General features: G+C 37.8%; 24 protein-coding genes and 1 tRNA gene. 11 read left to right on the top strand and 14 right to left on the bottom strand.

Annotated features, from left to right (window positions below; all coding sequences use genetic code 11):
• Positions 1–3: 3 nt before the first annotated feature.
• Both M1381_02955 and M1381_02950 read left to right on the top strand, forming a co-directional pair.
• On the top strand, positions 4–1,377 hold the full coding sequence (locus M1381_02955; GenBank protein MCL4478048.1) for a YncE family protein: 1,374 nt from the start codon (positions 4–6) through the stop codon (positions 1,375–1,377).
• Positions 1,374–2,738, top strand: a complete 1,365-nt coding sequence (locus M1381_02950; protein ID MCL4478047.1) for a hypothetical protein — start codon at positions 1,374–1,376, stop codon at positions 2,736–2,738. The genes M1381_02955 and M1381_02950 overlap by 4 nt, the downstream gene beginning before the upstream one ends.
• Positions 2,739–2,871: 133 nt before the next feature.
• Here the strand turns inward: M1381_02950 and M1381_02945 are convergent.
• The 7 genes from M1381_02945 to M1381_02915 form a co-directional block, all read right to left on the bottom strand.
• A tRNA-Glu gene (locus tag M1381_02945) sits at positions 2,872–2,944 on the bottom strand.
• Positions 2,945–3,119: 175 nt separating this feature from the next.
• Positions 3,120–4,160: a glycosyltransferase family 9 protein gene (locus M1381_02940; GenBank protein MCL4478046.1), complete on the bottom strand. Its 1,041-nt coding sequence runs from the start codon at positions 4,158–4,160 to the stop codon at positions 3,120–3,122.
• Positions 4,148–5,266 (bottom strand): glycosyltransferase family 4 protein, encoded by a 1,119-nt coding sequence (locus M1381_02935; protein ID MCL4478045.1) that lies wholly within the window; start codon positions 5,264–5,266, stop codon positions 4,148–4,150. Before M1381_02935 ends, M1381_02940 begins: the two co-directional genes overlap by 13 nt.
• Before the next feature lie 72 nt (positions 5,267–5,338).
• Positions 5,339–6,094, bottom strand: a complete 756-nt coding sequence (locus M1381_02930) for a glycosyltransferase family 2 protein (protein MCL4478044.1) — start codon at positions 6,092–6,094, stop codon at positions 5,339–5,341.
• A gap of 59 nt (positions 6,095–6,153) precedes the next feature.
• Positions 6,154–7,164 (bottom strand): glycosyltransferase family 9 protein, encoded by a 1,011-nt coding sequence (locus tag M1381_02925; protein MCL4478043.1) that lies wholly within the window; start codon positions 7,162–7,164, stop codon positions 6,154–6,156.
• A gap of 8 nt (positions 7,165–7,172) precedes the next feature.
• On the bottom strand, positions 7,173–8,132 hold the full coding sequence (locus M1381_02920; protein MCL4478042.1) for an SPASM domain-containing protein: 960 nt from the start codon (positions 8,130–8,132) through the stop codon (positions 7,173–7,175).
• On the bottom strand, positions 8,119–9,150 hold the full coding sequence (locus tag M1381_02915) for a glycosyltransferase family 9 protein (GenBank protein ID MCL4478041.1): 1,032 nt from the start codon (positions 9,148–9,150) through the stop codon (positions 8,119–8,121). Before M1381_02915 ends, M1381_02920 begins: the two co-directional genes overlap by 14 nt.
• A 140-nt stretch (positions 9,151–9,290) precedes the next feature.
• Between M1381_02915 and M1381_02910 the strand changes: the two genes are divergently transcribed.
• Both M1381_02910 and M1381_02905 read left to right on the top strand, forming a co-directional pair.
• Entirely contained in the window at positions 9,291–10,589 is a 1,299-nt protein-coding gene (locus M1381_02910; protein ID MCL4478040.1) for an HAD family hydrolase, read from the top strand.
• Positions 10,590–10,645: 56 nt separating this feature from the next.
• A complete protein-coding gene (locus tag M1381_02905) occupies positions 10,646–10,873 on the top strand; it encodes a hypothetical protein (GenBank protein ID MCL4478039.1) in 228 nt (75 codons plus the stop codon).
• A gap of 5 nt (positions 10,874–10,878) precedes the next feature.
• Here M1381_02905 and M1381_02900 read toward each other — a convergent pair whose 3' ends face one another.
• The 5 genes from M1381_02900 to M1381_02880 form a co-directional block, all read right to left on the bottom strand.
• Positions 10,879–11,322, bottom strand: coding sequence for an Rrf2 family transcriptional regulator (locus M1381_02900; protein MCL4478038.1), 444 nt, complete (start codon positions 11,320–11,322; stop codon positions 10,879–10,881).
• Positions 11,323–11,336: 14 nt separating this feature from the next.
• A complete protein-coding gene (locus M1381_02895; GenBank protein ID MCL4478037.1) occupies positions 11,337–11,633 on the bottom strand; it encodes a metal-sulfur cluster assembly factor in 297 nt (98 codons plus the stop codon).
• Positions 11,634–11,717: 84 nt separating this feature from the next.
• A complete protein-coding gene (locus M1381_02890; protein MCL4478036.1) occupies positions 11,718–12,824 on the bottom strand; it encodes a fructose-1,6-bisphosphatase in 1,107 nt (368 codons plus the stop codon).
• A complete protein-coding gene (locus M1381_02885) occupies positions 12,821–13,996 on the bottom strand; it encodes a nicotinate phosphoribosyltransferase (protein ID MCL4478035.1) in 1,176 nt (391 codons plus the stop codon). The genes M1381_02890 and M1381_02885 overlap by 4 nt, the downstream gene beginning before the upstream one ends.
• A gap of 150 nt (positions 13,997–14,146) precedes the next feature.
• On the bottom strand, positions 14,147–15,541 hold the full coding sequence (locus tag M1381_02880; protein ID MCL4478034.1) for a B12-binding domain-containing radical SAM protein: 1,395 nt from the start codon (positions 15,539–15,541) through the stop codon (positions 14,147–14,149).
• A 132-nt stretch (positions 15,542–15,673) separates the two neighbouring features.
• Here M1381_02880 and M1381_02875 point away from each other — a divergent pair, with 132 nt between their 5' ends.
• A complete protein-coding gene (locus M1381_02875) occupies positions 15,674–16,435 on the top strand; it encodes an ABC transporter permease (protein ID MCL4478033.1) in 762 nt (253 codons plus the stop codon).
• 831 nt (positions 16,436–17,266) lie between these two features.
• On the opposite strand, the gene M1381_02870 is transcribed toward M1381_02875, so the two are convergent.
• Both M1381_02870 and M1381_02865 read right to left on the bottom strand, forming a co-directional pair.
• On the bottom strand, positions 17,267–18,772 hold the full coding sequence (locus tag M1381_02870) for an aldehyde dehydrogenase family protein (protein MCL4478032.1): 1,506 nt from the start codon (positions 18,770–18,772) through the stop codon (positions 17,267–17,269).
• Positions 18,769–19,608 carry a patatin-like phospholipase family protein gene (locus M1381_02865; GenBank protein MCL4478031.1) on the bottom strand — a complete coding sequence of 280 codons (840 nt, stop codon included), beginning with the start codon at positions 19,606–19,608 and terminating at the stop codon, positions 18,769–18,771. The genes M1381_02870 and M1381_02865 overlap by 4 nt, the downstream gene beginning before the upstream one ends.
• Positions 19,609–19,857: 249 nt before the next feature.
• Between M1381_02865 and M1381_02860 the strand changes: the two genes are divergently transcribed.
• The 6 genes from M1381_02860 (at position 19,858) to M1381_02835 (ending at position 24,074) form a co-directional block, all read left to right on the top strand.
• Positions 19,858–20,592 (top strand): glycine cleavage system protein H, encoded by a 735-nt coding sequence (locus M1381_02860; protein MCL4478030.1) that lies wholly within the window; start codon positions 19,858–19,860, stop codon positions 20,590–20,592.
• Between the two features lie 24 nt (positions 20,593–20,616).
• On the top strand, positions 20,617–21,279 hold the full coding sequence (locus tag M1381_02855; GenBank protein ID MCL4478029.1) for a glycine cleavage system protein H: 663 nt from the start codon (positions 20,617–20,619) through the stop codon (positions 21,277–21,279).
• Positions 21,280–21,298: 19 nt separating this feature from the next.
• The gene (locus M1381_02850; GenBank protein MCL4478028.1) at positions 21,299–22,081 is read left to right on the top strand and encodes a 4Fe-4S dicluster domain-containing protein; all 783 of its coding nucleotides are present in this window, start codon (positions 21,299–21,301) and stop codon (positions 22,079–22,081) included.
• Positions 22,078–22,308 carry a hypothetical protein gene (locus M1381_02845; protein MCL4478027.1) on the top strand — a complete coding sequence of 77 codons (231 nt, stop codon included), beginning with the start codon at positions 22,078–22,080 and terminating at the stop codon, positions 22,306–22,308. The genes M1381_02850 and M1381_02845 overlap by 4 nt, the downstream gene beginning before the upstream one ends.
• A gap of 123 nt (positions 22,309–22,431) precedes the next feature.
• The gene (gene hybB, locus M1381_02840) at positions 22,432–23,580 is read left to right on the top strand and encodes a Ni/Fe-hydrogenase cytochrome b subunit (protein MCL4478026.1); all 1,149 of its coding nucleotides are present in this window, start codon (positions 22,432–22,434) and stop codon (positions 23,578–23,580) included.
• A 41-nt stretch (positions 23,581–23,621) separates the two neighbouring features.
• Entirely contained in the window at positions 23,622–24,074 is a 453-nt protein-coding gene (locus M1381_02835) for a cytochrome c family protein (GenBank protein ID MCL4478025.1), read from the top strand.
• Positions 24,075–24,103 lie beyond the last annotated feature (29 nt).

Genomic DNA, 24,103 nt, shown 5'->3' with positions numbered 1-24,103 from the left:
CTTATGTTTTTTTTCCTGAGTGATTGCGTTTATACGCCCAAATGTACTCCGGTCCCGTCAAATGCAATGGATGGTCCTGTTTCTATGGTAATGATGCCCGGTAACATGCTGTACGTTGTAAATAGTAATCAAGATACAAAATATTGCTCAAGCTTTATTTCAAAGATATCCCTTTCAAATCCAATCAAGCCTGCTTATACCGGAGCAATAAAGTTAAACTACAATGGTTCTGATATATCTTTATTAGGCAGCTCATATCTTTCAGATAATGGACTTTTATGGATTACCGACAGATCAAATAATAGGGTTTTAATATTTGATACCTCTGTTAATGCAATCACCGGAAGTGTTGCGGTTGATCAGGATCCCATATCCATAACGTCGGCAGGGAACGTTAATGGAGATCAACTCTTACTGGTATGCGATATGGTATCAAATGATGTTTCTGTTGTTTCTGCATATCAGAAAAAAGAGCTGTACAGGATTGATCTTACAAATAACGGCTCAGGCGTTCTGCCGCTATTCGCTGCTGTTATACCATTCCCCATATCTGTTAATAACCAGGCACCTGATACGTACGGATATATAACACGGGGTGATGATAACAATATCTCGGTAATATCATTGAATGACCAGTGCGAGTTTAATCCAATGTATCCCAGTTCTGCCAGCCAGCCGGTATTTAATACTGTTACACCCGATAATACTGCAACTATGTCTTCTGTTAAAACCGTAAACTGCCAGACAAAATCAGAATTATGGACAATAACATTTAGTTCAGAAACTAATGATTTTGATGCCGAAGGTTCTGTTTCAGGTTTAATGCAAAAACACCCTCAGATAGGAATACCGTACACATCTGATAACGGTTATGTAAATTTTACCATATACCCTCCCAATCTTCCTTATAAAACGGGTGATAACTTTACTTTCTATACTACAGCTTCAACAGGTTTAATAAATATACCAAACCTTCCCGGCACAGGTACAGCTACTGCAATACCTGCAACAAAAGATGCTGTAATAACGCCTGATGGAACAAAGCTTTTCGTGAGCTATACAGGACTTGATAGTATCGTAGTCATCTCTACGGCGGATAATACTATTGAGAGATACATAAAAGTAGGAAAATCTCCTGATGCATTACTTTTAAGCACCGATGGATCCACATTGTACGCAGCATGCTTGAATTCCGGTTCAATATATGTGATCAATACGAATTCGGAATCCGTTATAGCAAGGATAGGTGTTGGCAACGGGCCGTTTGCAATGGCTTTATCACAGGATCAACGCTACCTTTATGTTTTAAATTATATCGATAATTCCATTGACGTTATTGACTTAAGTGATTTTTCACTTGTGGATACATTAAAATGATAAAAAAAATTTACATACTACCGGTGTTTTTAGTTTTATTGGTATCCGCCTGCTCAAATCCATCAACTTCCACAGGTAATTTCACGTATCCTTCAACAATGACAATTGGTTATTTACCTGTAACCGGCATCAGAACATTGTTTGTTGCAAACACATTTACAGGTACGGTCTCAGAAATAAACACATCAAACAATAGTGTTATACCGGTAACAACGCATTCAGGCGTTTATAATGCAATACCTCTTAATATGTACCCTGCGGCTGTTGAATTTAACAACGGGTATCTTTATGTTGCAGGTTTTACTCAATCAACGGGTCTGCTTGAAGCAATTAATCTATCAACAAATTCTGTAATAACTACAACCACACTTAAAGGATATCCTGTTATGAGTACAATCATAACAGGCACATCAAAACTGTTTGTGATTGATAGTTATAAAAATAGCTTTTACCTTGAAGCTTTTACTGTTGGTAATTTTATAACCCCAAGTGCCGGCAGCCCTGCTACTTTAACCTTTACACCATCTTCTATGACATTATCATCCGATAATAGTAAACTTTTTATTTCCTATATGCTGCGGCCTGTTATAGGCATATTCGATCCCGATTCGCTTAATCAGATATCAAATGTAACCGTTGATAATCCTGTAACATCTATGGAGGCAATGAATAATGGTAATACTATTTTATATGCAACAGTCCTATCGGGAACAAGCTATTATTTTGAAGCCATCAACACATCAAACTGGACAACGGCTTATGAATTCAGTGTTACAGGAATACCTGCAAATTTCGGGATATCAAGTCAGAGGTTTCTTCTTGACGATAACCATTTTTCGTACATAGGCGTAGTACCTAATGAAGATGGTTATATAACATTTCTGAATATAGATGACGGATGTAATATCTCAAATACAGCAAGCAGCTATAATGGTTTACAATTAACAAGCTCAGTACCTGCCTCAAACGCACCATCTTTACAATCAATAACAACAAACGATTGCACCACACAAACAGAGACATGGAGTATTGTGTATAGTTCAAATGAGAACAATTATTTTGTCACCGGTACAGCTTCCGGACTACAACCCTATCCTGCAAGACAGAGTTTATTCTTCGACAGTCTCGATGATTCGGTATCTTTTTATATATCTCCGGGTAAAACATTGCTTAACAACGGAGATGAATTCGTTTTAAATACAATAGCTGCAACGGGTATAAAAGCACTCATAGGGCTTGGCTTACCATCAAATGTATTGGTTGATCCTTTAACCAATCAAGCATACGTAACCGATATTTTATCAGATTCTGTTTATGTTATTTCTATTCAAACACAGGCTATAACAGCAACAATAAAGTAAACCTGCCCCATACATGTTTGTCCGTGGGCTATTCATACAAAAATGATTGGTCGTGCGATGCATAAGCTTAGCGGACTTTAACCCCGCATTTCCTGAGACGATCTATGGACGGATGATCCTTAAACCGAAAATATGGTCCTAGAGAGATTCGAACTCTCGTTTTCGCCTTGAGAGGGCAACGTCCTGGGCCTCTAGACTATAGGACCAAAAAATGGTAGATTAATACAAATACACTAAATATTATTGCATAGTCTTTGCGAGCAAGTAAAAGCAATCTACAGCTATTAGGGAATTGCTTCGTTATGGTACAAAGTGCCATTTTTTGCAATAACACTTCACCTAATCTCTATTAGTACCAGTATGATTGTTATAAGATTTTTGTCAAGAAACATGTAAAAGCCCTTTTGCATGGATACCGTTATAAAGCTTTTCTACTTCATTCAATACGTCGTGAGGCTTAATTGCGTCAAGACATTTTAAATCATGTTTACATCTTTTGGGAACGCATTTCCCGCACCCTGCATCCTTTTTTATCCATACATTTATCTTACTGCCGGGAGGTTCCCAACTTACCGGATCACTTGGCCCATGGATTGTTACGGTAGGTGTACCCATTGCAATTGCAATATGTTTAATGCCGTTATCGTTGCCAATGTGCATTACGGCAAGTTTTATCAATGCCCCAAGCTCTTTTATCGTGGGTGTCTGCGGAGAAAGATGCGGTTTATTTTTCATCATATAAATGATCTGCTGTACGTAAGCCTTCTCTCCTGGTCCCCACAAAAAAATGAGTTTTGCATGAAATCTTTCTATAAGCATATCTGAAAGCAACGCGAATTTTTCTGCATGCCATTGTTTATAGGCTCTTCTGCTTACAGGAGAGATAGTAAATATGGGACCGGGAATGGTATTTATGCTTTTTATGAATTCCTGGGCGAATATCCGTGCAGACTCGGGTATGAATAAGTCAAGGGATATGTCATCGCCGTTTATATCTATTGCCTTAAGCAGATCGTATTTAAAATTAACACTATACTTCGGTTTTTTATCTCTTTCTACAACATAATTGTATGCGTATCTCCTCAATCTTAAATCATAACCAATCCTATATCTTGCATTGGAGAACCACGTTATGAAAGCCGTTCTTGGATTTCCGAGAAAATCAAGCGCGAGATCAAAACGTCTTTTTCTCAAATTAAATAGAAACCGGGCATACTCCATCAAAGGAATGCTCTTATCAAGCAGGATGATCTCATTGAGATAATGATTAAAACTAAAAACATGGTAATCAGGTTTTGATGTAAGAAAGGCAATATAAGAGTCGGGCATTGCCTTTCTCAGGCTCCGTATAACCGGCGTTGTTAAAAGATTATCGCCTATCTGACCTGTATGTATGATAAGTATGCCTTTCACATCTTCCATGATAATACCTCAGCATAAAATTGTTCCGTTTTTTCAGCGAAGGTTTTTGCAGAATATCTTTCCTCTATCAAATTTCTCGCATTGTAACTAAAAAGTTCGTGCATCTCTTTACTTTTCAAGAGCCTTATAACAGCGTCGGCAAGACCTATAAAATCAGAGGGCTTTACGACAAAACCCGTTTTGCCGTTTTCTATCAATTCGCCAACAGCACCAACATCTGAACCAACTACAGGCACACCGCATGCCATGTATTCAAGCGTTATCCTTGAATGGTTTTCTGAACCGAGTGAACTAACAACACCTATATCAAGACATTCAAGAAGTTCATTTATGTCTTTTACAAAACCAAGGAATAGGGTTTTATCAATGACACCTGCTGATTCTGCCATATTTTTGAGTCTGTCTATTGATATGGTATCATCAATACCTGCAAGCACGAAAAAGACGTTTTTTATCTCAGCATCAATTAGATGTGCAGATTTGAAAAATATATCGTGTCCTTTTATAGGTGACCGCCTTGCTATATTACCGACTACGAGTGATGCCTCCGGTATATTAAATTTTTGTCTTTTAATTTTATTTTGTTTAACAGGCCTGAAATATTCTGCATCGACACTACCATGTATTACCTTTATTCTGTTTAAAGATATCCCGGCAAACGATTTAATATCTTCCAGTTCCTTTTTGTTTGTAACTATAACTCCATCAAGTGATCTGTAGGAAAGCCTGTTCAATAGATGGGGCTTAATCTTCCTGGCATCAATCCTGGTTTTTATAAGTTTGAAATCAAGCCTGAATAACAGCCTTGCAATAACGAACAGGCTTTGCGCATTGGCTGTATGAACATTGACAAGCTGTACGTCTCTATATATGCCCCTGAAAGCCTTTCTTATATTTAATAAATCTTTTAAAATATACCGCGGTTTAAATGTAAGTAAGGTGTCGATTTCAAGTCCGGTTTCAATTGCCTTTTTATGTGCCGGTGTATCTTTTTCACATATCACAATTATACCGTGCCCTCTTTTTGAAAGGGTTTTCGATAATGAAATACAGTACTCTGCCGATGCATTCCACCAGGGTAAATTTATCACTTCAACGATTTTCATGTTATTAGTCTTTTATTTTCTTTCCAATATAATATAAGGGCTTGGCCCTTTTCATTCCTGAATTCCAACCCGTCATTTTTTGCCTCCGGTCCTCTCCCATACCTTTGCATACTTCATCATCACATGGAAAGATGAAACAGCAGCAGCTATAAATCCTTGAATACCGTCAAGAAAACCCTTTTTCAACAAAAACATTTTTATGAACATGCCGATAGGATGGAATATTATATCAGTTATGTTTACCCGTTTATTTGTTTTTATGACCTCCAGAGCTGCAGAATCTGTAAAATAATTAAGCTTTTGTATATGATGGGCAATATTTCTGAACGACCAATGCAGTATGTCATGTTTAAGACTGCAAACACGGCCTTTTACAATCAAAGCATCGTGCGGCTCTACGGCTCCCCAGATACCGGCGCCCTTCTTTATTAGCCTGACTTTCCTATCGGGATACCAGCCCGAGTGCAGTATCCATCTGCCGAGATAGTATGTTTTCCTCGGCATTGAATAAGCATCACAATCCACATCATTGTTTCCCAGTACCCCTTTTATTTCATCCATAAGCAACTCCGACAGTTCTTCATCCGCATCAAGAGAAAGCACCCATTCCTTTGTTGCAAGTGATAATGCGTAGTTTTTCTGAGAAATAAATCCATCCCATTTTCTCTGGTATATTTTCTCTGTGTATTGCTTGCAAATATCTACCGTGCTGTCATTACTAAAACCATCAACAACGATGATCTCGTTTGCCCATTTTATGCTTTCAAGGCATCTTTTTATTCTATCTTCCTCATTATAAGCTACAATAACAACGGATAATTCTTTCATATAATATAATCTTAGAGTTTATTCTGAATATTTTGCAATTAATATGAGAATGCTTGTATCTAACGTATAACTTTTTCTCTGACAGTAGATACGGTTAAAACAGCCTCTTCTACTTCGTCCACGGTAATGCCTTCCATGCATACGCTATCGCCCTTGATACACACATCCGATCCGTGAAGTGAACACGGCCTGCAGGAAAGATCTTTTTCTATAACAATGCTGTTATGATTTGTCGGGAAAAAGCCGAACTCCTTTGTAGTTGGACCAAACAATGTAACAACCGGTATACCGGTTGATTCGGCAAGATGCATAAGTCCAGTATCTCCGCTTACAAATGCATCCATCCATGAGATGGCATAGATTATCTCTTTTAATAGATAACTTGATGTATCAAGGATTTTGGCATTTGACGACGAGTGCATCAATATATCTTTTTCCTGCTCATCTCCTTTCCCAAGAACAAAAACAACATCAAGTCCGTTTCGCTCAAACCAGTCACTTAGTTTAATATATTTTTTGATAGACCATTTTTTTGTATTCCATTTTGCACCCGGTGCTATCCCGATCACTTTATGTTTTTCTACACCCGTATTCCTCAGTATTTGGTATCCTCTATCCCGTTCGTATTCTTTCAATGTAATCCATGGAGGCTGGGGTATCTCTTCGATTCCAAAAGTCATAAGGTATTTTTGTACAACGGGCGGGAATGAAGATATCCTTATTTTTGTTTTTACAAACAATCTTCTTGAGATTGACCCTTTACTGTAATGTTTCTTCTTACCAGCTGCTATAAAAGGCATAAGCAATGCTGTTCTCAAGTTCTTATGAAGATCCGCAATTATATCGTATTTACCATCATTGATTAAAGATCTTAATATCCCTATGTTTTCATTTTTATGAAGATAGATCACTCTGTCAAAAGGATCCGGAGGAGTGAAAAGACCTTCATACTCGGCTTTTGTGGCAAGTTCCACAGATGCAGAAGGATACAAATGCCGTAACGCTATTGCAACAGGCATCGTAAGGATTACATCACCAAGTGAACTAAATCTAATGAGAAGGATCTTCATTTTCGATATTATTGTTCAATAAACAAGTTCGCCCAGAAGCTATCACTCTGAAAAACATACTCGTTGCAATTCCTGCACAAAGGTATCTCGTTAGCTTTACCTTCAAGATGAAGTTTTCTTAGTTTCCCGATTATTTCCCCATGCCATATCTCTTCGATACTCTGTTTCGTTACATCACCTATAATAATCGTGGAATTAAAATCCATACAACAGAAAGAAACCTTACCATTATAGTTTATCGTCATCTCTCTCCATAAATTTTTGCAGGGGAATGAAGGACGAACAAGTTGTTTATTATTTATATTTCTATCCGTAAATATCCCTGCCCATGTGTTGTAATTGTTTAAAAAGATTTCATCCGCCAAACCAGTCCACATTTTTTTAAATGATTTGATTTCATTATGTGTAATATCCATATCAATCATGGTAATAGAAAGTTTTATCTTTGAGTTATCTTGATTACGTTTTTTTATGAATTCCTTTACATTGTTAACAACCACATCATAATCAAGCTGTTTCCTAACGGCTTCATAAGTCGATTTTGCAGCACCATCAATATCTATGTTTATTCTGTCTATACCGGATCTCAAAAGTCCATCAGCGATTCCATTATTAAGCAGCTGTGCATTTGTACTAAGGTTTAGTTCAACATAAGGCAGTGTTTGTTTTATATACTTTGCCACCTCGACAAGTCTCGGATAAAGCAGTGATTCACCAAAGCCAAAAAGGTTCATCTTTTTTAGTGGTTTTTTATATGAATCTCTGCATACCTTTTCTACTATTTCTGTATTCATATTGCCTATTTTTCTTGTAAGTTGTTCCCTCGGGCACATAATACATCTTGCATTACACGCATTAGTTAATTCCAAAGAGATAAGTTTTGGAAATCTCAATTTTCTTTTAATAACGTATCTTCTAATCGGACCTTTTAATGGGCCAAACATGCTTACAATTCTACTGAATTTCAATCACACCCTCCAGATATTTGATAACATCCTGTACCTTTATTATATTCATACAATCATAATGTATACATTTATTATAACAATGATTTTTATCACATACAACATTAGGGCTTAATATTGAAACATTATCAAGTAAATACGGCGCCCATCGTACTTTTGATTGAGCCTTCAATGGTGAAAAAAGAGCTATGGTAGGTTTATAAAGTGCTGCTGCTATATGCATAGGACCTGTTGACGGCCCAACAACGGCTTTAGAGAAAAAAATGATTGTTTTTAATTGTTCCAATGATAAAACACAACACATATTTTTTATATATTGATCCGGTTTAAGCAGCCCCATAATAGTCTTTACGATAGGTAAATCAGCCTTACTTCCTGTTATAAGTACCTGTAATTTCAAATGTCTTGTTATTGCACCAATTAAAGATGCATAATTAACAGCACTCCAGTTTTTTGCAGAACCACCCATACCGGGATGGACAACAACATAACCAAAGGGCTTCAAACCATTATTCAAAAGAAACTTTTCGCAGCTATCTTTATTATCGGACAGATAAATGCGCGGTTTTATATTTATGTCTTCAATTCCAAGCGGTTTTAATAACATAAGGTTATACAATGCTTCATTGTGTTTAGACTGTTTTCGTTCCTGTTTTATAACATGCGTTAAAAGCATTGGAGAGTAAATCCTTGAACCAGGGCCTATTCGCATTTTTATCCCCGCAAGACTTATTGCAAGTGCAGGATAAAACGACATAAATAATTCAACTGCTATGTTTATCCCTTTCTCTCTTAGTGTGTCGGCAAGTTCCAATGTTCCTTTTAAGCCTTTGTGCACACCGGAAGGGCTGTACGTTATCATCTCATCAATAAAAGGATTTCCATTTAATATGTTTATTACATCTTTTTTTGCCATAACAATGATGTATGATTGAGGTATATGTTTCTTTAATGCCTCAAAAACAGGGGTTGAAAGTACCAGATCCCCAATTCTATCTGTCCTTGCTATAAGAATTTTCATATTATTTATACTCATCCTTAAAATAATAATTATAAGCCTGAAAAATGCAATAGGAAAGTCTGCTCCCTACTGCATTTTTGGATAAATCTATTTTTTACTTTATTAATCGAAAGCTTTATGCTATTCTGTCAAGATAAACAATGAAAATACTTTTTATAAGCGATTTTGATGGAACTATAAACAAACGAGATCTTAGCGAAGAGTTGGCCGTTGTCGTTAAACAGTATCCAGACTTACAGGACAAGATTTCCCAAGGTAAAATCGGGATCCCTGAGATTTACAGGAGACTTTTTAATCATGAGGGCTTATCGGCACAACCTTTAAAGGATTTTTACATAGAGCAAGCTGTTGTTGATGAATATTTCACATCATTTCTTAACTTTATAAAGTGTTATGATGCATCACATGTGATAATGAGCGATGGGTTTGATACATTTATAGAGGGGGTTCTTAAGAAGGCAGGAATAGATGAGAGCATTCCGATTTTTGCGAATAAAATCACGGATTATGATAATAGAGTTACCATTGATTTCCCGTATTCTTCAAAAGAATGTGATCTTTGTGGTGTTTGTAAACTGGATATATTAAAGGCAATGAAACCATATTTTGACAGGGTGATTTATATTGGAAACGGCTTATCAGATACATGTGCTGTTAAAGATGCCGATATCGTTTTTGCCCATTCCACACTCAAAACATACTGTAACGATAATAAAATTCCTGCTTTTTATTACAACGACTATAGAGATATTATAAATCGCCTTAAGAAGCCTGTAAAGGGTATTATCTTCGATCTTGACGGCACTCTTATAGATTCGTACGGACCAATATATGAAAGCTTTAACTATGCAATGAGGAAACTTAATCTGCCGGAATACTCGTACGAAGCTGTTTTAAAAACTATCGGCTTACCAATAGAAGATGTAATGTCGGGCATCAAAGGTATAGAAGATATTGACAGTGCAATAATGTTATTCAGAGAGAATTATGAAAAGATATACCTGGATAGAACCGTTTTACTAAAAGATGTAAAAGAAACACTTTCGAGGCTTTACAATGAAGGTTATATAATGGCTGTTTCAACAAATAAACGCGGCGAATCCGCACGTAATCTTATGAAGAAACTTGGTATCTATAAATATCTGAAATACGTTATAGGAATAGGTGACGGTTTAAAAGGCAAACCTTATCCCGATACTGTGGAGCGCATTATTAAAGAACTTAATTTAGAAAGGGAACAGACAGTATATGTCGGAGATTCTACGATTGATATTGAGACAGCAAGAAATGCCGGTATAGATGTGATATCAATGGCAACAGGACCTGCTGATTTTAAAGAACTTGCGCAGGCAGAGCCTGATTTAGTAATAGATCGGCTGAACAAATTACCTTTATTTGTTAAACCTATGGGTGATTATCGCATTAAGACTGACAGTTAACCCTAAGATGCATTTAAAGAAATGGACTTTTTTTATAAAATGCATATAATTTATGTATGAAGCTGCTCAAATGGATAATAATAATTGGAGTTATAATACTTGCGATAGTCTTTATAAAGGATGTAGCAGGTAAGAAAAGTACCGTATCCCGAAGAATTCAGGCGATAAACAACAGCAACACAAAAAAGGTAGAACAGTATACAACAGGGATTGGAAAAAATGTAGCGCGGAGAATCAACCAGGATACAAAACAGGCATATAAAGGATTGCCTACAGAACCTTAAAGCTTTTAGATCAAGCTCTGTAATTTTTTTTGGCTTGCAGATTCGGTATGTTTTACAAGGATGGACTTAAGGGTTATTCCAGACAGTGCCTCTTCTATTTGCTGCTTAAGAGTATACCAGAAGTCCTTGGTAAAACAGTTATCAGTCAATGGACAAATACTTGTATTAACAAAGCATTCCAGTGGGATAATCTCTTCTTCTACTGCCTTTAGCATATCTATGAGAGTAATATCTTCTGCATCCTTTAATGGAACATAACCTCCGCCTTTGCCTCTCGCTGTTGTTATCAAAGCTGCATTCTTGAATTTTAACAGCAGCTGTGCAAGATAAGCTTCATCTATCATTTCTATCTTTGCAATCGCTTTAAGGGATACCGGTTCATTGTCGTATTCGGTATACAGCCTCGCCATTGCCCTTACGCCATACCTTGCCTTTGAAGATATCCTCATATTTTGACCTTTATTTATATTTTTGTTTCTTGATTCGTATCAGCCCATGGAGGTGTCCACTGCTCATCAAGAAGCATTACGTTTACATCTCCTACACCTTCTATATCTTTAATTTTTGATTCAACACTCATTAACAGGTAATCTACTAGAGGACACCCCGGTACGGTCATGATCATGTCAACATTGATATTATTGCTATCATCTATATCCACTTTTCTTATAAGTCCGAGCGTTACTACATCCATTCCAACCTCGGGATCCATAACCGTCCTGAGAGCATTAAGAACATCTTCCTTTGTTACTGTAGCCATGCATTCTCCTTTCCCTGATATTTAATATACTTATAAAATCATTAAATATCAAGTTGGTAAGAAAATCCGTTAAACTATTTGCGCTCACTTCTTTTTTCTAAGCTGAAACCTCTTGTCCAGTCTCTTCATTGTTTCAACAATACCGCCATACTCAAGTTCGCTGTAATGCAGCATCGCCGGACCGGAAAAACCCTGTCTCCTAATCTCTAATGCCTTTTGAGAAACGTGATCCCTTATATAATCCCAGAATGGGTGATCAAAAACATCAACCGACTCTGTAAGCTTACCGTTTCTTACCGAAAATGCATGGCATGAAACCATTGGGGGCCCGTCAAAAAATGATGTAGGCGTATTGTGTTTAACAGGCATAAGAGGACCATTATGACTGCCTCTCATAAAACCTGCAACATAATGCCCTATACTGAAAGGTGACAGCACCTCCCCTGTTGCCGGAAAATTACCCTGCACACGAACAAGCATTATTGGATCATCTTTGCCTGTATAAGTCCCTGCTATATTGTGCAACCTTGTTGTACTAACCGATGCAGCCTGAGTACCATCGTAACGCGAATATACGGCTTCTACAACAAACCTCTGATTGTCCCTGAGGAGAGCTGCAATGCTGTATATCTCTTCCGGTGTTTCAAGTTCAATTACTCTGTCCGCCTTTATGTGCTCTACATCCATTATTACAAATTTAAACCCTTTGCTTAACACAGGATTTAGTATAAGTCCCGAACAATACATGGGGTCTATAAAAGAAAGATAAAGAGGCAAATTGTATGCTCCAGGATCTGTTTTATCTGCCGCAAAAAACAAGAACGGCTCCGCCTTTCTTTCTTCTATTTCCATCTCTGCGACAGCAGGTCCAAGACCTTTCACATTACCCGAAAATGCTGATTTTAATAGATCCTGTCCTGCCCCGTATAATCCCTGTTCTTTTGCAACTTCGGTACCTTCTTTAAATGCATTCCAAGCAAGCCTGTGTATCTTATCACTGCCTATTCCCTGTTCATGGGTCATTAATATAGCAATATCATCCCCTGTATAAGAGATGTAGGAATCAATAACAGTTCCGCTGCCTTCCGACCTGATATACTCCTTAACCCGGTCTATTATACTCCTGCTCGGTTTAATATGTCCACCTATACTGCCTATATCTGCCTTTATAGCTGATATCGTAACCTTCATTTAACCTCCTCAATATTTTTTAAATTTTTTATTTGTTCTATTACATAATTCCTTATCTGTGTATTGGACGGCATGTCTATCAATACCCTGCCATTCTTTATAACAGGTTTCATGAGTTCTTCAAGTCCTCCACCACATGACCTGCACCTTGTGTCATTTGATGGAAATAGAGAAACAAAACGAGAACCGCATTGTTTACATTTTAAAAGTGTTTTTCTCCCCGATTCCTTTCCTCTCTTGGCAATAGGCTTTTGCTCTATTGCAACTATGTCCATAGCAAAATCTATAACGGGAGAATTTGATATATAAGTGCCAACTCCAAACAGATCAACAACTTCTACAATTTCTTTTATTTTGTTTTCATCAAGCCCGCCGCTAACCATGATCTTTATATCTTTATAGCCGCGAATCGCGAGCTCCCATTTTACCTCATTTATAAGCTGTTTCATATTACCCCTTCTTGAGCCCGGGGTGTCAAATCTTATTGCGTATAATTTATCTTTTAAAGCCTCTGCTACCTTTATGGCTTCAAACTTTTCATCATTGAACGTGTCGATCAAAATGAGTCTTGGAACATTTTTGTCTATTAATTCATCAAAATATACAGTTGATTTTATAGTGTCCCCTACAAGTATGATCAGTGCATGCGGTATGGTACCTACAGGTTTTATACCTATTTTGCTGGCGCTTAAAACGGAGGCAACCCCATCACACCCGCCTATATATGCACTTCTTTCAACCATTGGTCCTATTGCCGGATGTGTACGTCTTGCACCAAAGCTATATACGGGTTTATTATCCGCAGCAAGTTTAACCCTTGCAGCATTAGTGGCAATACCGCTTGACTGGCATATTAAACCAAGGATTTCTGTTTCGTAAATACCAAAGTCTGTATAATTCCCTTCTACCTCTATAACAGGCTCAAATGCACCAAAAATACTTCCTTCCGGTATTGCCCTCACGTCGACAGGTTTATCTTTCAAAAGCTCTATTACCTCTTCTATTCCCGAAAAAATACCCCATTCCATATTAAGGGGTAAGCCTTTCGTTCTTATTTCCATTGATACTTGTTTTGAAAGACCTTTTGCATTAAGTATGATATTAGCTCTTTCAAAATATACATCAGTAACCCTGCCTTTCTTTATATCTTCTTCACTCGCTATATAAAACATCTCGCTCCTTTAAAATATGATATTCGATATTTAAAACATAGATGTAATAGATATTCAAGATCAATGTAAGGCAACTAATCCTGAACGGAGGATGGTTGAACCCCCCTCGCGATGCGAGGGTGATTGAGTATTGCATTTTTTGTTTAACAATCATATAAAATCCAAAAGATATTTAATAAACGTTTTCAGCCCGATGATTTTGAATAGATTTATAAACTTTTTTGGTCTTATATAGAACCTCATATATGCCTTACGTTGAAGAGCCTCGAGCTTTCTCCTGCTTATATTATTAAGCTCCAGAGATTTCCCGACCTGTTTGCCGTAATCTCTCCAATCATAAGAAATTATTTTAAGACCGCCCTCCCCTTTTTTTACCATATCTATTAATCCGGTGCCGGGGAATGGTGTGAGAATCGAAAAAGATGCCGCGTCCGGGTCCAGCCCTATTGAAAAACGAATAGTCTTTTTTATTGTTTCTTCGGTATCATAAGGAAGTCCTATAATAAAATTCGCATATATCTGTATGTCCGCTTCTTTTGTCCATTGAACCGCCTTCTCTATATCCTCGATCTTTAAACCCTTTGTTGCCTTATCGAGTATCTCCTGAGCCCCCGATTCTATACCATAAGAAATTACCCTGCATCCTGCCCTCCTCATCTTTACGAGCAATTCCTTATTAACAACATCTACCCTTGTCTCACATCCCCATTCTATCCTTTTGCTTAATCCTGTCTCTATAAGCCTATCGCAAATCGCAGATGTCCTTTTCATATTTAATGTAAATGTTTCATCAACAAAAAGGATCTGGTTAACTCCGTAAACATCGATATCTCGCTTTATCTCTTCAATCACGGATTCTATGTCCCTGTACCTTACTATATCACCGCCGGATCTATAGCAAAAAACGCAATCATATGGGCATCCCCGTGATGTCATTATGGGTAACTCCCTTAAATCATGGCTTATGAACGTGTAAAATGGTTTGTATATTTCCAGTTTGAATTCATTAAAATCTGGCATCGGCAGTGTGTTTAAATCAATGTAATTGTTATGTAAATTCACTATTACATTATCGCCTTCCCTGTATGCAAGCCCATCTATAGTCTTTAACTGCTCAATATTATTTTTGGAAATCGCATTCAATAGCTCCAATAACGCGTACTCACCTTCACCGTGAATAAGATAATCGAAGCTATCAAAATCCTTCAGTGTTTGTTCCGGTAAAGCGCTTGCATGATAACCCCCAATAACGGTTATAGTGCGTGATGATATTGATTTAACAATGCTCGCAATCTCATACGCATCATATATCTGTTGTGTTGGTGCTGTTAAACCTACGACATCGGGGTTTATCTCTTTTATTCTTTCCATTAAATTTTTTTTGGACAGTCTTTCTGCAATGGCATCTATAATATAAACTTCATAGCCGTTTTGTTTAATAACAGCAGACATGTAAGCTATACCAAGATAAGGAATTACTTGGGGTGCATGTGTATACCGTGATCCGCCCGATAAAAACTGAGGAATTATAAATAGCATCTTCATAGAATAGAAATAGTATTACTTACATTTTTTATTAAAAGCTATAAGAATTTATTCGGCTTGTCAAATCTGGTATAAGAACAACAATTTTAAAAATATTGTAAGTTGAACAGATTTAAGCATAAAGTATTTCTCATGATAAGTATTAGATTGATCTATAGGATAATTTATAGGAACTTTCTGGTTTGGACAAAATTTTTAAAGCCAAGTCTTGTTGCCAATCTTGGAGAACCTTTGATTTATCTTGTTTTAATGGGTTTTGGCATGGGTAAACTTGTGCACAAGGTAAACGGAATGAGGTATATAGATTTTCTTGCGCCGGGTCTTATACTCTCATCCACAATGTATGCTGCAAGCTTTGAATCTACCATTTCAAGTTATACACGGATGATCACACAAAAAACTTATGAGTCAATAATGATTACACCCGTAAATCTATCGGAGATAGTAGCTGGAGAAATTATATGGGGTATGATAAAAGGTCTCATTAGCAGCATATTCTTTATCACGATAATGGGTTTAATGGGATTGATACACTCATGGCTGTTTCTATTATCCCTATGGATTGTAATTGCAGACGGCTTGTTCTTTTCTGCGCTATCCATTATATTTGTTGGCATTGCGCATTCGTACGAGTTTTTTAATTACTTTTTTACGCTTGTTCTGACACCTCTATTTTTATTTTCAGGTATATTCTTTCCAATAAATACACTCCCTCATTTGATAGGTAAGATTGCAAACTATACTCCTCTTGTTCCAATGGTAATCTGTGTAAGGGATCTAAACTCAGGGATTTTTAATACCCATACCTTTATACTATCATCAATCACAGGAATGATAAGTATTCCAATGGCTATTATTGCGTACAAGCTAATCCGCAAAAGGCTTATAAAGTGATGTATCGAAAATGACAAACAACATTTTATAACACTATTTTAACATCAAGGTCGGTGGTCCTTAAGGACTACCAAGGCATAGAACCGCCTGTCTTTATCAGTACATAACGCCTGCTTGGAACTTGAGTCAGTATGATAGAATAAAGTATAATTAAATTTGTCTTTTAAAAATGGATTTAATTCACTATAAACTTTGAACTTCCAACTATTGCTTTCTCTACTCCGCTTTTTTGAGTAATATGATACATTTCCCCATGCAGAAAGTTTGGCTTTACCATTGACTTGATATCCACTTTTTGCTGAATCCATTACGCACATTTCTTTGCGATGGCTTTCTGTGTCAATCGGCTTTGAATTGGAATTACAATTTTATCATCTTCAATTTTAAATCTCGTTTGTTAGTCTTGCTCGGGTCTAAAGCTTTGATAAAAGTTGGTTCCCAAAAAGAAAATTGAGATGATTTATATTATCAAGTTGTCCTTTAAGTTGGTTGTAAGCGTAAATGGTAAAGTATGCCGAAACAATCGACAAGTCTGATTTCGACTTGATGTTGTCAATAAGAAATTGGCCGACTGAACCTCGGTTATGGTTGTCCTTAATTGATGAAAAGATTATGTTGTTATTATTGGACATAAGCCTCTTCGAGCTTTTAAATCCGTTCAATCAATCCTGATACTTGTTTAAAGAGATATTCATCCATAAACTCCTCATACCAAATACTTACCAAACTTTCTATAAATATATTTTTTTTGTGATAGCCAAGTGAAATGGCAGTAGTATACCCTGTTAAAGACAGGAGCGAAGGATAACAAGATAGCTTTTTAGTCGATTATTAGCTTACCAGGAATTTAGCCCTTTTTGTGAACCAGATCATAACTTTTAGGAATAGTAATGTTTTCCGATCATAAGGATACCACCACGGTTTCTTCTTAATCCATGCCCTGTCAACATGGATATGAATGGGTTCTACAAACTCCATTAGCCCTATATCTGAATGTGTCCTGCCGAACCCCGATTCTTTTGAGCCTCCCCATGGCGTTTCAGGTATACCATAAGTCATTATATGGTCGTTTATTGTTACTGTTCCCGCAACAAGCTGTCTTGCTATTGCCTCTGCCCTTTTTATATCCTTTGACCAGACACTTGCGGTAAGCGCGTACCTTGAATCATTCGCAAGCTTAATGGCATCCTCTTCCGTTTTAAACCCCATAATAGGCAGCACAGGACCGAATGTCTCTTCTGTCATGATCTGCATGGAATGATCAACATTGACAAGCACTGTCGGCTTGTAAAAATATCCATTAAGATTAGTTGGTCTATTCCCGCCTGTTAAGACCTTTGCACCCTTTGATTCAGCGTCCTTAACATGATTCTCTACGATTGATAGCTGCCTATGGTCTATCATAGGACCCATATCAGTACTTTCATTTTCAAGCTTATCACCCTGTCTTATTTCACCAGTATGTTTTATTACGAGTTCAACAAATCTATCCTTTATACTTTCATCAACATAAACCCTTTCAACAGATGCGCATGTCTGTCCGGAATTCATAAACCCTGACCAGACAGCACCCCTTGCAGACATATCAAGGTCGGCATCTTTTAATACGATCATCGGATCCTTACCTCCAAGCTCAAGTACAACGGGAATAAGATTCTCGGCTGCAGCGGCCATGATCCTTCTGCCTGTTGCTACACTGCCCGTAAAAATGATCTTTGACAGATCTGCCTTAACAAGCTCTGCCCCGATCTTACCGTCCCCGTAAACAATAGAGAATACACCATCAGGAAATCCTGCTGTATCAAGAAGCTCTTTTATCTTTTTACCTATCAAAGGTGTTAGTTCGGACGGTTTAAGTATGACCGTATTACCGGCAACAAGTGCCATGATGATCTCTGAAAATGGTATTGCAAATGGATAATTCCATGGACTTATAATGCCGATAACACCTACTGATTTATACATGATATAGCTTTTTTTACCCATGAATTTGAAAATCCTGATCGGGATCTTTTTATCGGAAAGCAGTTTCTTTGCCCTTTTTGAATAAAAATTTACAACATCTATAGAGGGATAGACCTCTGCGAGTATGGCTTCAAGATACGGTTTGCCATTTTCCTGAGAGATAAACCTTGCAACCTCCTCATAATGATCCAGCAGGTACGATGAAAGCCGATTAAAAAAAGGCTTCCTGCCGTCAAACCCGATAGCCTCCCACGCCTTTTGGGCTTTTCTTGCCTTTTGAACAATCTCCAGCAGCTCTTCCTTCGTTGTTACGTCAACATTGTCAATGGGTTTTAGTGTTGACGGATTTATAGATGCAATGTGCTCTGTCATTGTGCCTCCTTATTATAACTCAAGCTTTTTGTTATAAACTCTATGTGCTCTGAAACAGCTTCTTTACCCCTTCTGATAAGATGCTCTGCCTTATCAAATTCAAACTGTCCGATTCCATGAACACCGGGTCTTATTATTACATCGGCAAACCTCAGCCTCTCCATCCGGGTTTCATTGATCATTATTCTTATACTCTTCATAATTACCTCAAAAATATTCGTTGGAGATTTCATGAATTCCTCCTCATCCATCAGTTCAACTCCTATAACAAAATCCATACCATTTCTTTTAAGAATCTCGCAAGGCACATCCGCAAGCAATGAACCGTCGGCATATAAGTGCTTATTTATTTCGAGCGGCACATAAATACCCGGTATAGAGCTGCTCGCCCTTACAGCATCAGCAACGCTCCCTTTATCAAAAGCCTCTGCCTGTCCATTGGTCAGATTTACCGAGGGTATGTATAAGGGAATCTTTGCATCCTCGATCTTTACGTCTCCAATAATTTTTTTAATGATCTCTCCTATGCCTTCACTTGATGATAGCCCCATCCTTGGCAGCCTTAGTTTTATAATATCGGAGATACCAAGTTTCATTGCCTCTTGTTTTATGGTTTTTATAGGGACGTCAAATGCGTACAAAGATGCAATAAGGCTTCCTGCTGACGTGCCTGCTATCGCATTGATCTTTATTCCAAGTTCCTCAAGTGCTTCTAATACCCCTATGTGCGAAATGCCCCATGCAACACCCCCGCCAAGTGCGAGTCCGCACTTTTTTGCATGTTTTCCCTCTATAAAAAGTTTTAATCTTTCTTTTATTTCCTCAAATCTGCTCATAAAAAGATATTAAGATTAAATACCTGCATTTTTTTAAAAGCAACAAAAAAAATATGCTGTAAGATTGTAGAGAAATTCCACACAGCGTGGACAATCTCAACACTTATATCGTGTTATAGAGGTCATTATTCTCTACAATCTGCGCAATAGATTAATTAATGCTTACAAACTAAGATGTTACAAAAAAACCATATTATGGCACAATGTATGCATTATACATAGATAGCAAATAGAAAGAAGGTGATTAAAATGGAAAACAAAAGACAATGCCCTTTCATAAAAAAGATACTGGTAGAGTATTGCACTGCAATACCATTTAAGAAGATGATACCGGTGGATCAGATCAAAACCGATAGTTTATGCCTGGCAGGCGAGTATGAAAGATGCGCAGTATATTCAGAAGCGGCAAATAAAACGAGCGATCTTAAAAGGTTTAATCCTGAGATTGAAATAGTGAAAGGATTCATAATTAGAAAAAATTACTATTACCATCAAGCACATACATGGGTAAAGTTAGAAGATAAAAATATAGTTAAAATAGGAATAGATGATTTTGCATCTAAGCTGTTAAATGGAATTAATCATATTGATTTACCGGACACGGGGCAAATTATCAGGATGGGAGAGCCGTTTGCAAAGGTATGGTGCGGGAATAAAAGTGCAGACATTATTAGCCCGGTAAACGGAGAAATTGTTACAACAAATAATGGCATAAAAAGAGATGTGAGTTGTATAAGTAATGACCCTTATTCAGAAGGCTGGCTCATAACATCAAGGACAGATAATGATGATATGAGATGGTTAATGCATGCAGATATGACGGCAAAATGGACGGCTATAGAGTCGGAAAGGTTACGCAGTGTAATCGGTACGGAAATCGGAATAACTATGACCGATGGCGGTGAGATTAACAGGTTTTTAAGCACTGTTGAGAGCGAAGAAGAATGGCGTACGCTTGTTAAGGTGTTTTTGCTTAACAAGTAAAAAATTAAAAAAAAGGAGAATAACATGGTTGCTTTAATGGTAGCAATAACAATAATAGGTTTCGTGATGCTTGACCTTCTGGTCCAGGCGTTTGAAAAGAAACAGCTAAAGACAGCAGCACCCGCAAGGCTTGGGATAGCAGACTTCCGTGTGCCAATGAGCACGTTTTTCTACCCCGGTCATACATGGGCAAGGATAATGTCGACAGGCGAAGTCCGTGTGGGCATTGACGACTTTACGAGAAAGATTCTTGGTGAAATTGAGAAAGTTGAAATACCTGCAGCTGGGACAAAGATAAAACAAGGTGAAAAGGTATTTACAGTAAAACAGGGTGAAAGAGAACTGTCATTTACCGCACCTGTTGATGGAGAAGTTACGGCTATCAACGAATATTTGCTTACCAATCCTGCACAGATTCTTACAGAGCCTTACAGGGTAGGATGGATATTAGAGGTAAAGCCGACAAACCTCTCTACAAACCTTAAAGTATTAAAAATTGCAGAGGATGCTGTTGCGTGGTTTAAGTTGGAAGTAGCCAGATTCCGTAAGTTTGCACTTGGCGAGAGTGCATTACAGTATGGTATCGGTGAAACAAGCCAGGACGGCGGATGCCTAACAGAAGGTATGCTGAGCAGGATGGGCGAGAAGGCAATAGAGAAGTTTGAGAAGGAGTTTCTTGCTCATTAGATAAGAAGGGAAGGGAAATATGAGTAAAAAGGGTATACTGGTTGATATCACAAAGTGTATAGGGTGCGGGGCATGTGAAGAAGCCTGTAAACTTCGCAATGACCTGCCCCTTTCTTTAGACAAAGAGCTCTCATACGAAGCGTATACTGTTGTTCAGGAAAGACTACCCAACACCTATGTGAGAAGGATGTGTATGCATTGTGAAGAGCCGACATGCGTTTCGGTATGTCCTGTCGGCGCTCTTACGAAAACATCATCCGGGCCTGTTATATATGACAAGGATAAATGCATTGGCTGCAGGTATTGTATGTTTTCATGTCCTTTTCATGTCCCAAGGTACCAATGGGATAAGGTCGTTCCTCATATTGAGAAGTGTTATATGTGCTATGACAGGATTGAAGAAGGCTCTGAACCGGCATGTACCGCAGCCTGCCCGACGGGTGCGAGCATTTTCGGAGATAGAGATGATTTGATAAAAGAGGCAAAAAAAAGAATTACTGCAGAACCTGATAAATATGTAAACCATATTTTTGGACTCGAAGAGGTTGGAGGCACATCCGTTTTGTATATCTCAAATGTCCCATTTGAAAAGCTCGGCTATCCCTTCAATGTTGCCTTCCCAGACAAGCCCATGCCGATGTATACATGGGCAGCCCTCGATAAAGTTCCTACCGTTGTACTTGTTGGCGGAGTGGTACTGACAGGTATATGGTGGATTACAAGCAGAAGAGATGAGGTTAAAAAGTTTGAATTGACACACAAAGAAAAAAAGAAACTTCCCGGCAAAGGAGAAAAACAATGAATACAATGAGTACACTTTTATTAAAACTATTAAACCAAAATACGGCTTCCAAACAGGCCCCTGTTGATATCAAGCAAGAACAATTAAATGTGCTGGCGAACAGATTTACAAAACGCAGCTTTTTAACACCGAAGGTTTTGACAGGCGGAGCCATGTTTGCCGGCTTATGGTGGATAATAAACAGGAGAGAAAAGGTCAAAGAATCAGAACAGAAAAAAACCCGTTAGAAAGGACGCGGCTTTAAACTACACCTTTTCTATAAGGACTTAAAATTGATCATATTATCCCAGCCATAAATGGTGGGGCTTTATAACAGGGTAAAATGTTAAATAAAGGATTGAGAGGTATTTATGAAATTGCCAAAGATAACATTTTGGAGAATTGTGATAGCAGTAATATTGTTACTCGGAGTATACTACACCATTATCAGATTTACAAAGGGACTTGGAGCAGTAACAAACCTCAGCGATAACTCCCCATGGGGTTTGTGGGTTGGATTTGATGTCGTTACAGGTGTTGGTCTGGCTGCCGGCGGTTTTTTAATAGCCCTTACAGTTTATATATTCAGAATTGATAATTATAAACCCATACTGATGCCGGCAATACTCACAGGCTTTCTTGGCTATTCATTGGTAGCCGTAGGGTTGATTTATGATCTGGGAAAATGGTTTGATATATGGCATCCGCTTGTATTCTGGAACCACCACTCTGTGATGTTTGAAGTTGCATGGTGCGTCATGCTTTATCTCAGCGTGCTTACTCTTGAGTTCAGTACGGTTGTATTTGAGGGATTGGGTTTTCATCGTCTGGAAAAACTTATACATTCATTTATAATACCAATAGCCATACTTGGCGTGATACTGTCAACACTGCATCAATCTTCACTTGGTTCACTATTTTTGATTGTGCCTGAAAAATTATACAAACTATGGTACTCGCCATTACTGCCTGTATTCTTTTTTATATCTGCTGTATCTGTCGGGCTTGCCATGATTACTTTTGAAGCCTTTTTAAGCAGGCGGTTTCTTGGAAAGGGTCTTGAGCTTGATCTTTTAAACGGACTTGCAAGAGTGAATGTGCTTATAATGGTTTTTTACCTTCTCCTGAAAATATTGGATCTCGTTAATCGCGGGGCGATATCCGCCGTTTTATCCACAAATTTCAAGAGTATAATGTTTGATTTAGAAACCATGATTCAGATCATCGTCCCAGTGATCCTGTTACTGATACCTGCAGTTAGAACAAATACAAAGGGATTATTCATCGCATCGCTGCTTGTTATCGTGGGCTTTGTAATGAACAGGCTCGATGTTGCAATAACAGGGATAGAAAATCCTGCACTCGGTACTTATTTCCCCGCATTTGGTGAAATTGTGATCTCGGTTTTCCTTGTCACAATAGGATTCCTTGCATTCGCATTTACGGCAAAACACTTCCCGGTATTTGTTGATGAAAAACACACCGAAGAAGCGGAAGAAGAGGAGATCGTCAGAGGCTGATTAAGCTTTTTTACATTTATGAAAAGTACAAGGAGATAATTATGAAAACTGTATCGTTATTTATAGTAATGATGATTTGTATTGGCTTAAATGGCACGGCATTTGCCGAAAACAGCACCATGTCAATCAAAAAACACACCTACGTTGGCGTTGACTCGTGTGCCGGTTGTCATGAAAAACAATACAAAATATGGAAAAAAACTGCTCACGCAGCGGCTTATGATGCACTGAATGCAAAACAAAAAGATAACCCTGATTGTATTAGGTGTCATACAACAGATGATAGAAAGTCCTTACCCGGCGTGCAATGCGAAGCATGCCACGGACCCGGCAGCGATTATTCGGATATGGATACAATGAAGAACTTTAATGAAGTATGGAATGCCGGCTTAAACCGTAATGCTGCTGACACGTGTGTAAACTGTCATAATAAAAAGAGCCCCACTTTTAATGGTTTTGATTTTAAGACATTCTGGATGCAGATAATGCATTAACTATAGCATTTATTATGATATTGCTATAA

This window comes from Deltaproteobacteria bacterium (assembly GCA_023382265.1).
In the GTDB taxonomy this organism is placed as follows: Bacteria; JAMCPX01; JAMCPX01; order JAMCPX01; family JAMCPX01; genus JAMCPX01.
Note: the sequence above shows the minus strand (reverse complement) of the source record. Positions and strands in the feature narration are given on the sequence as shown.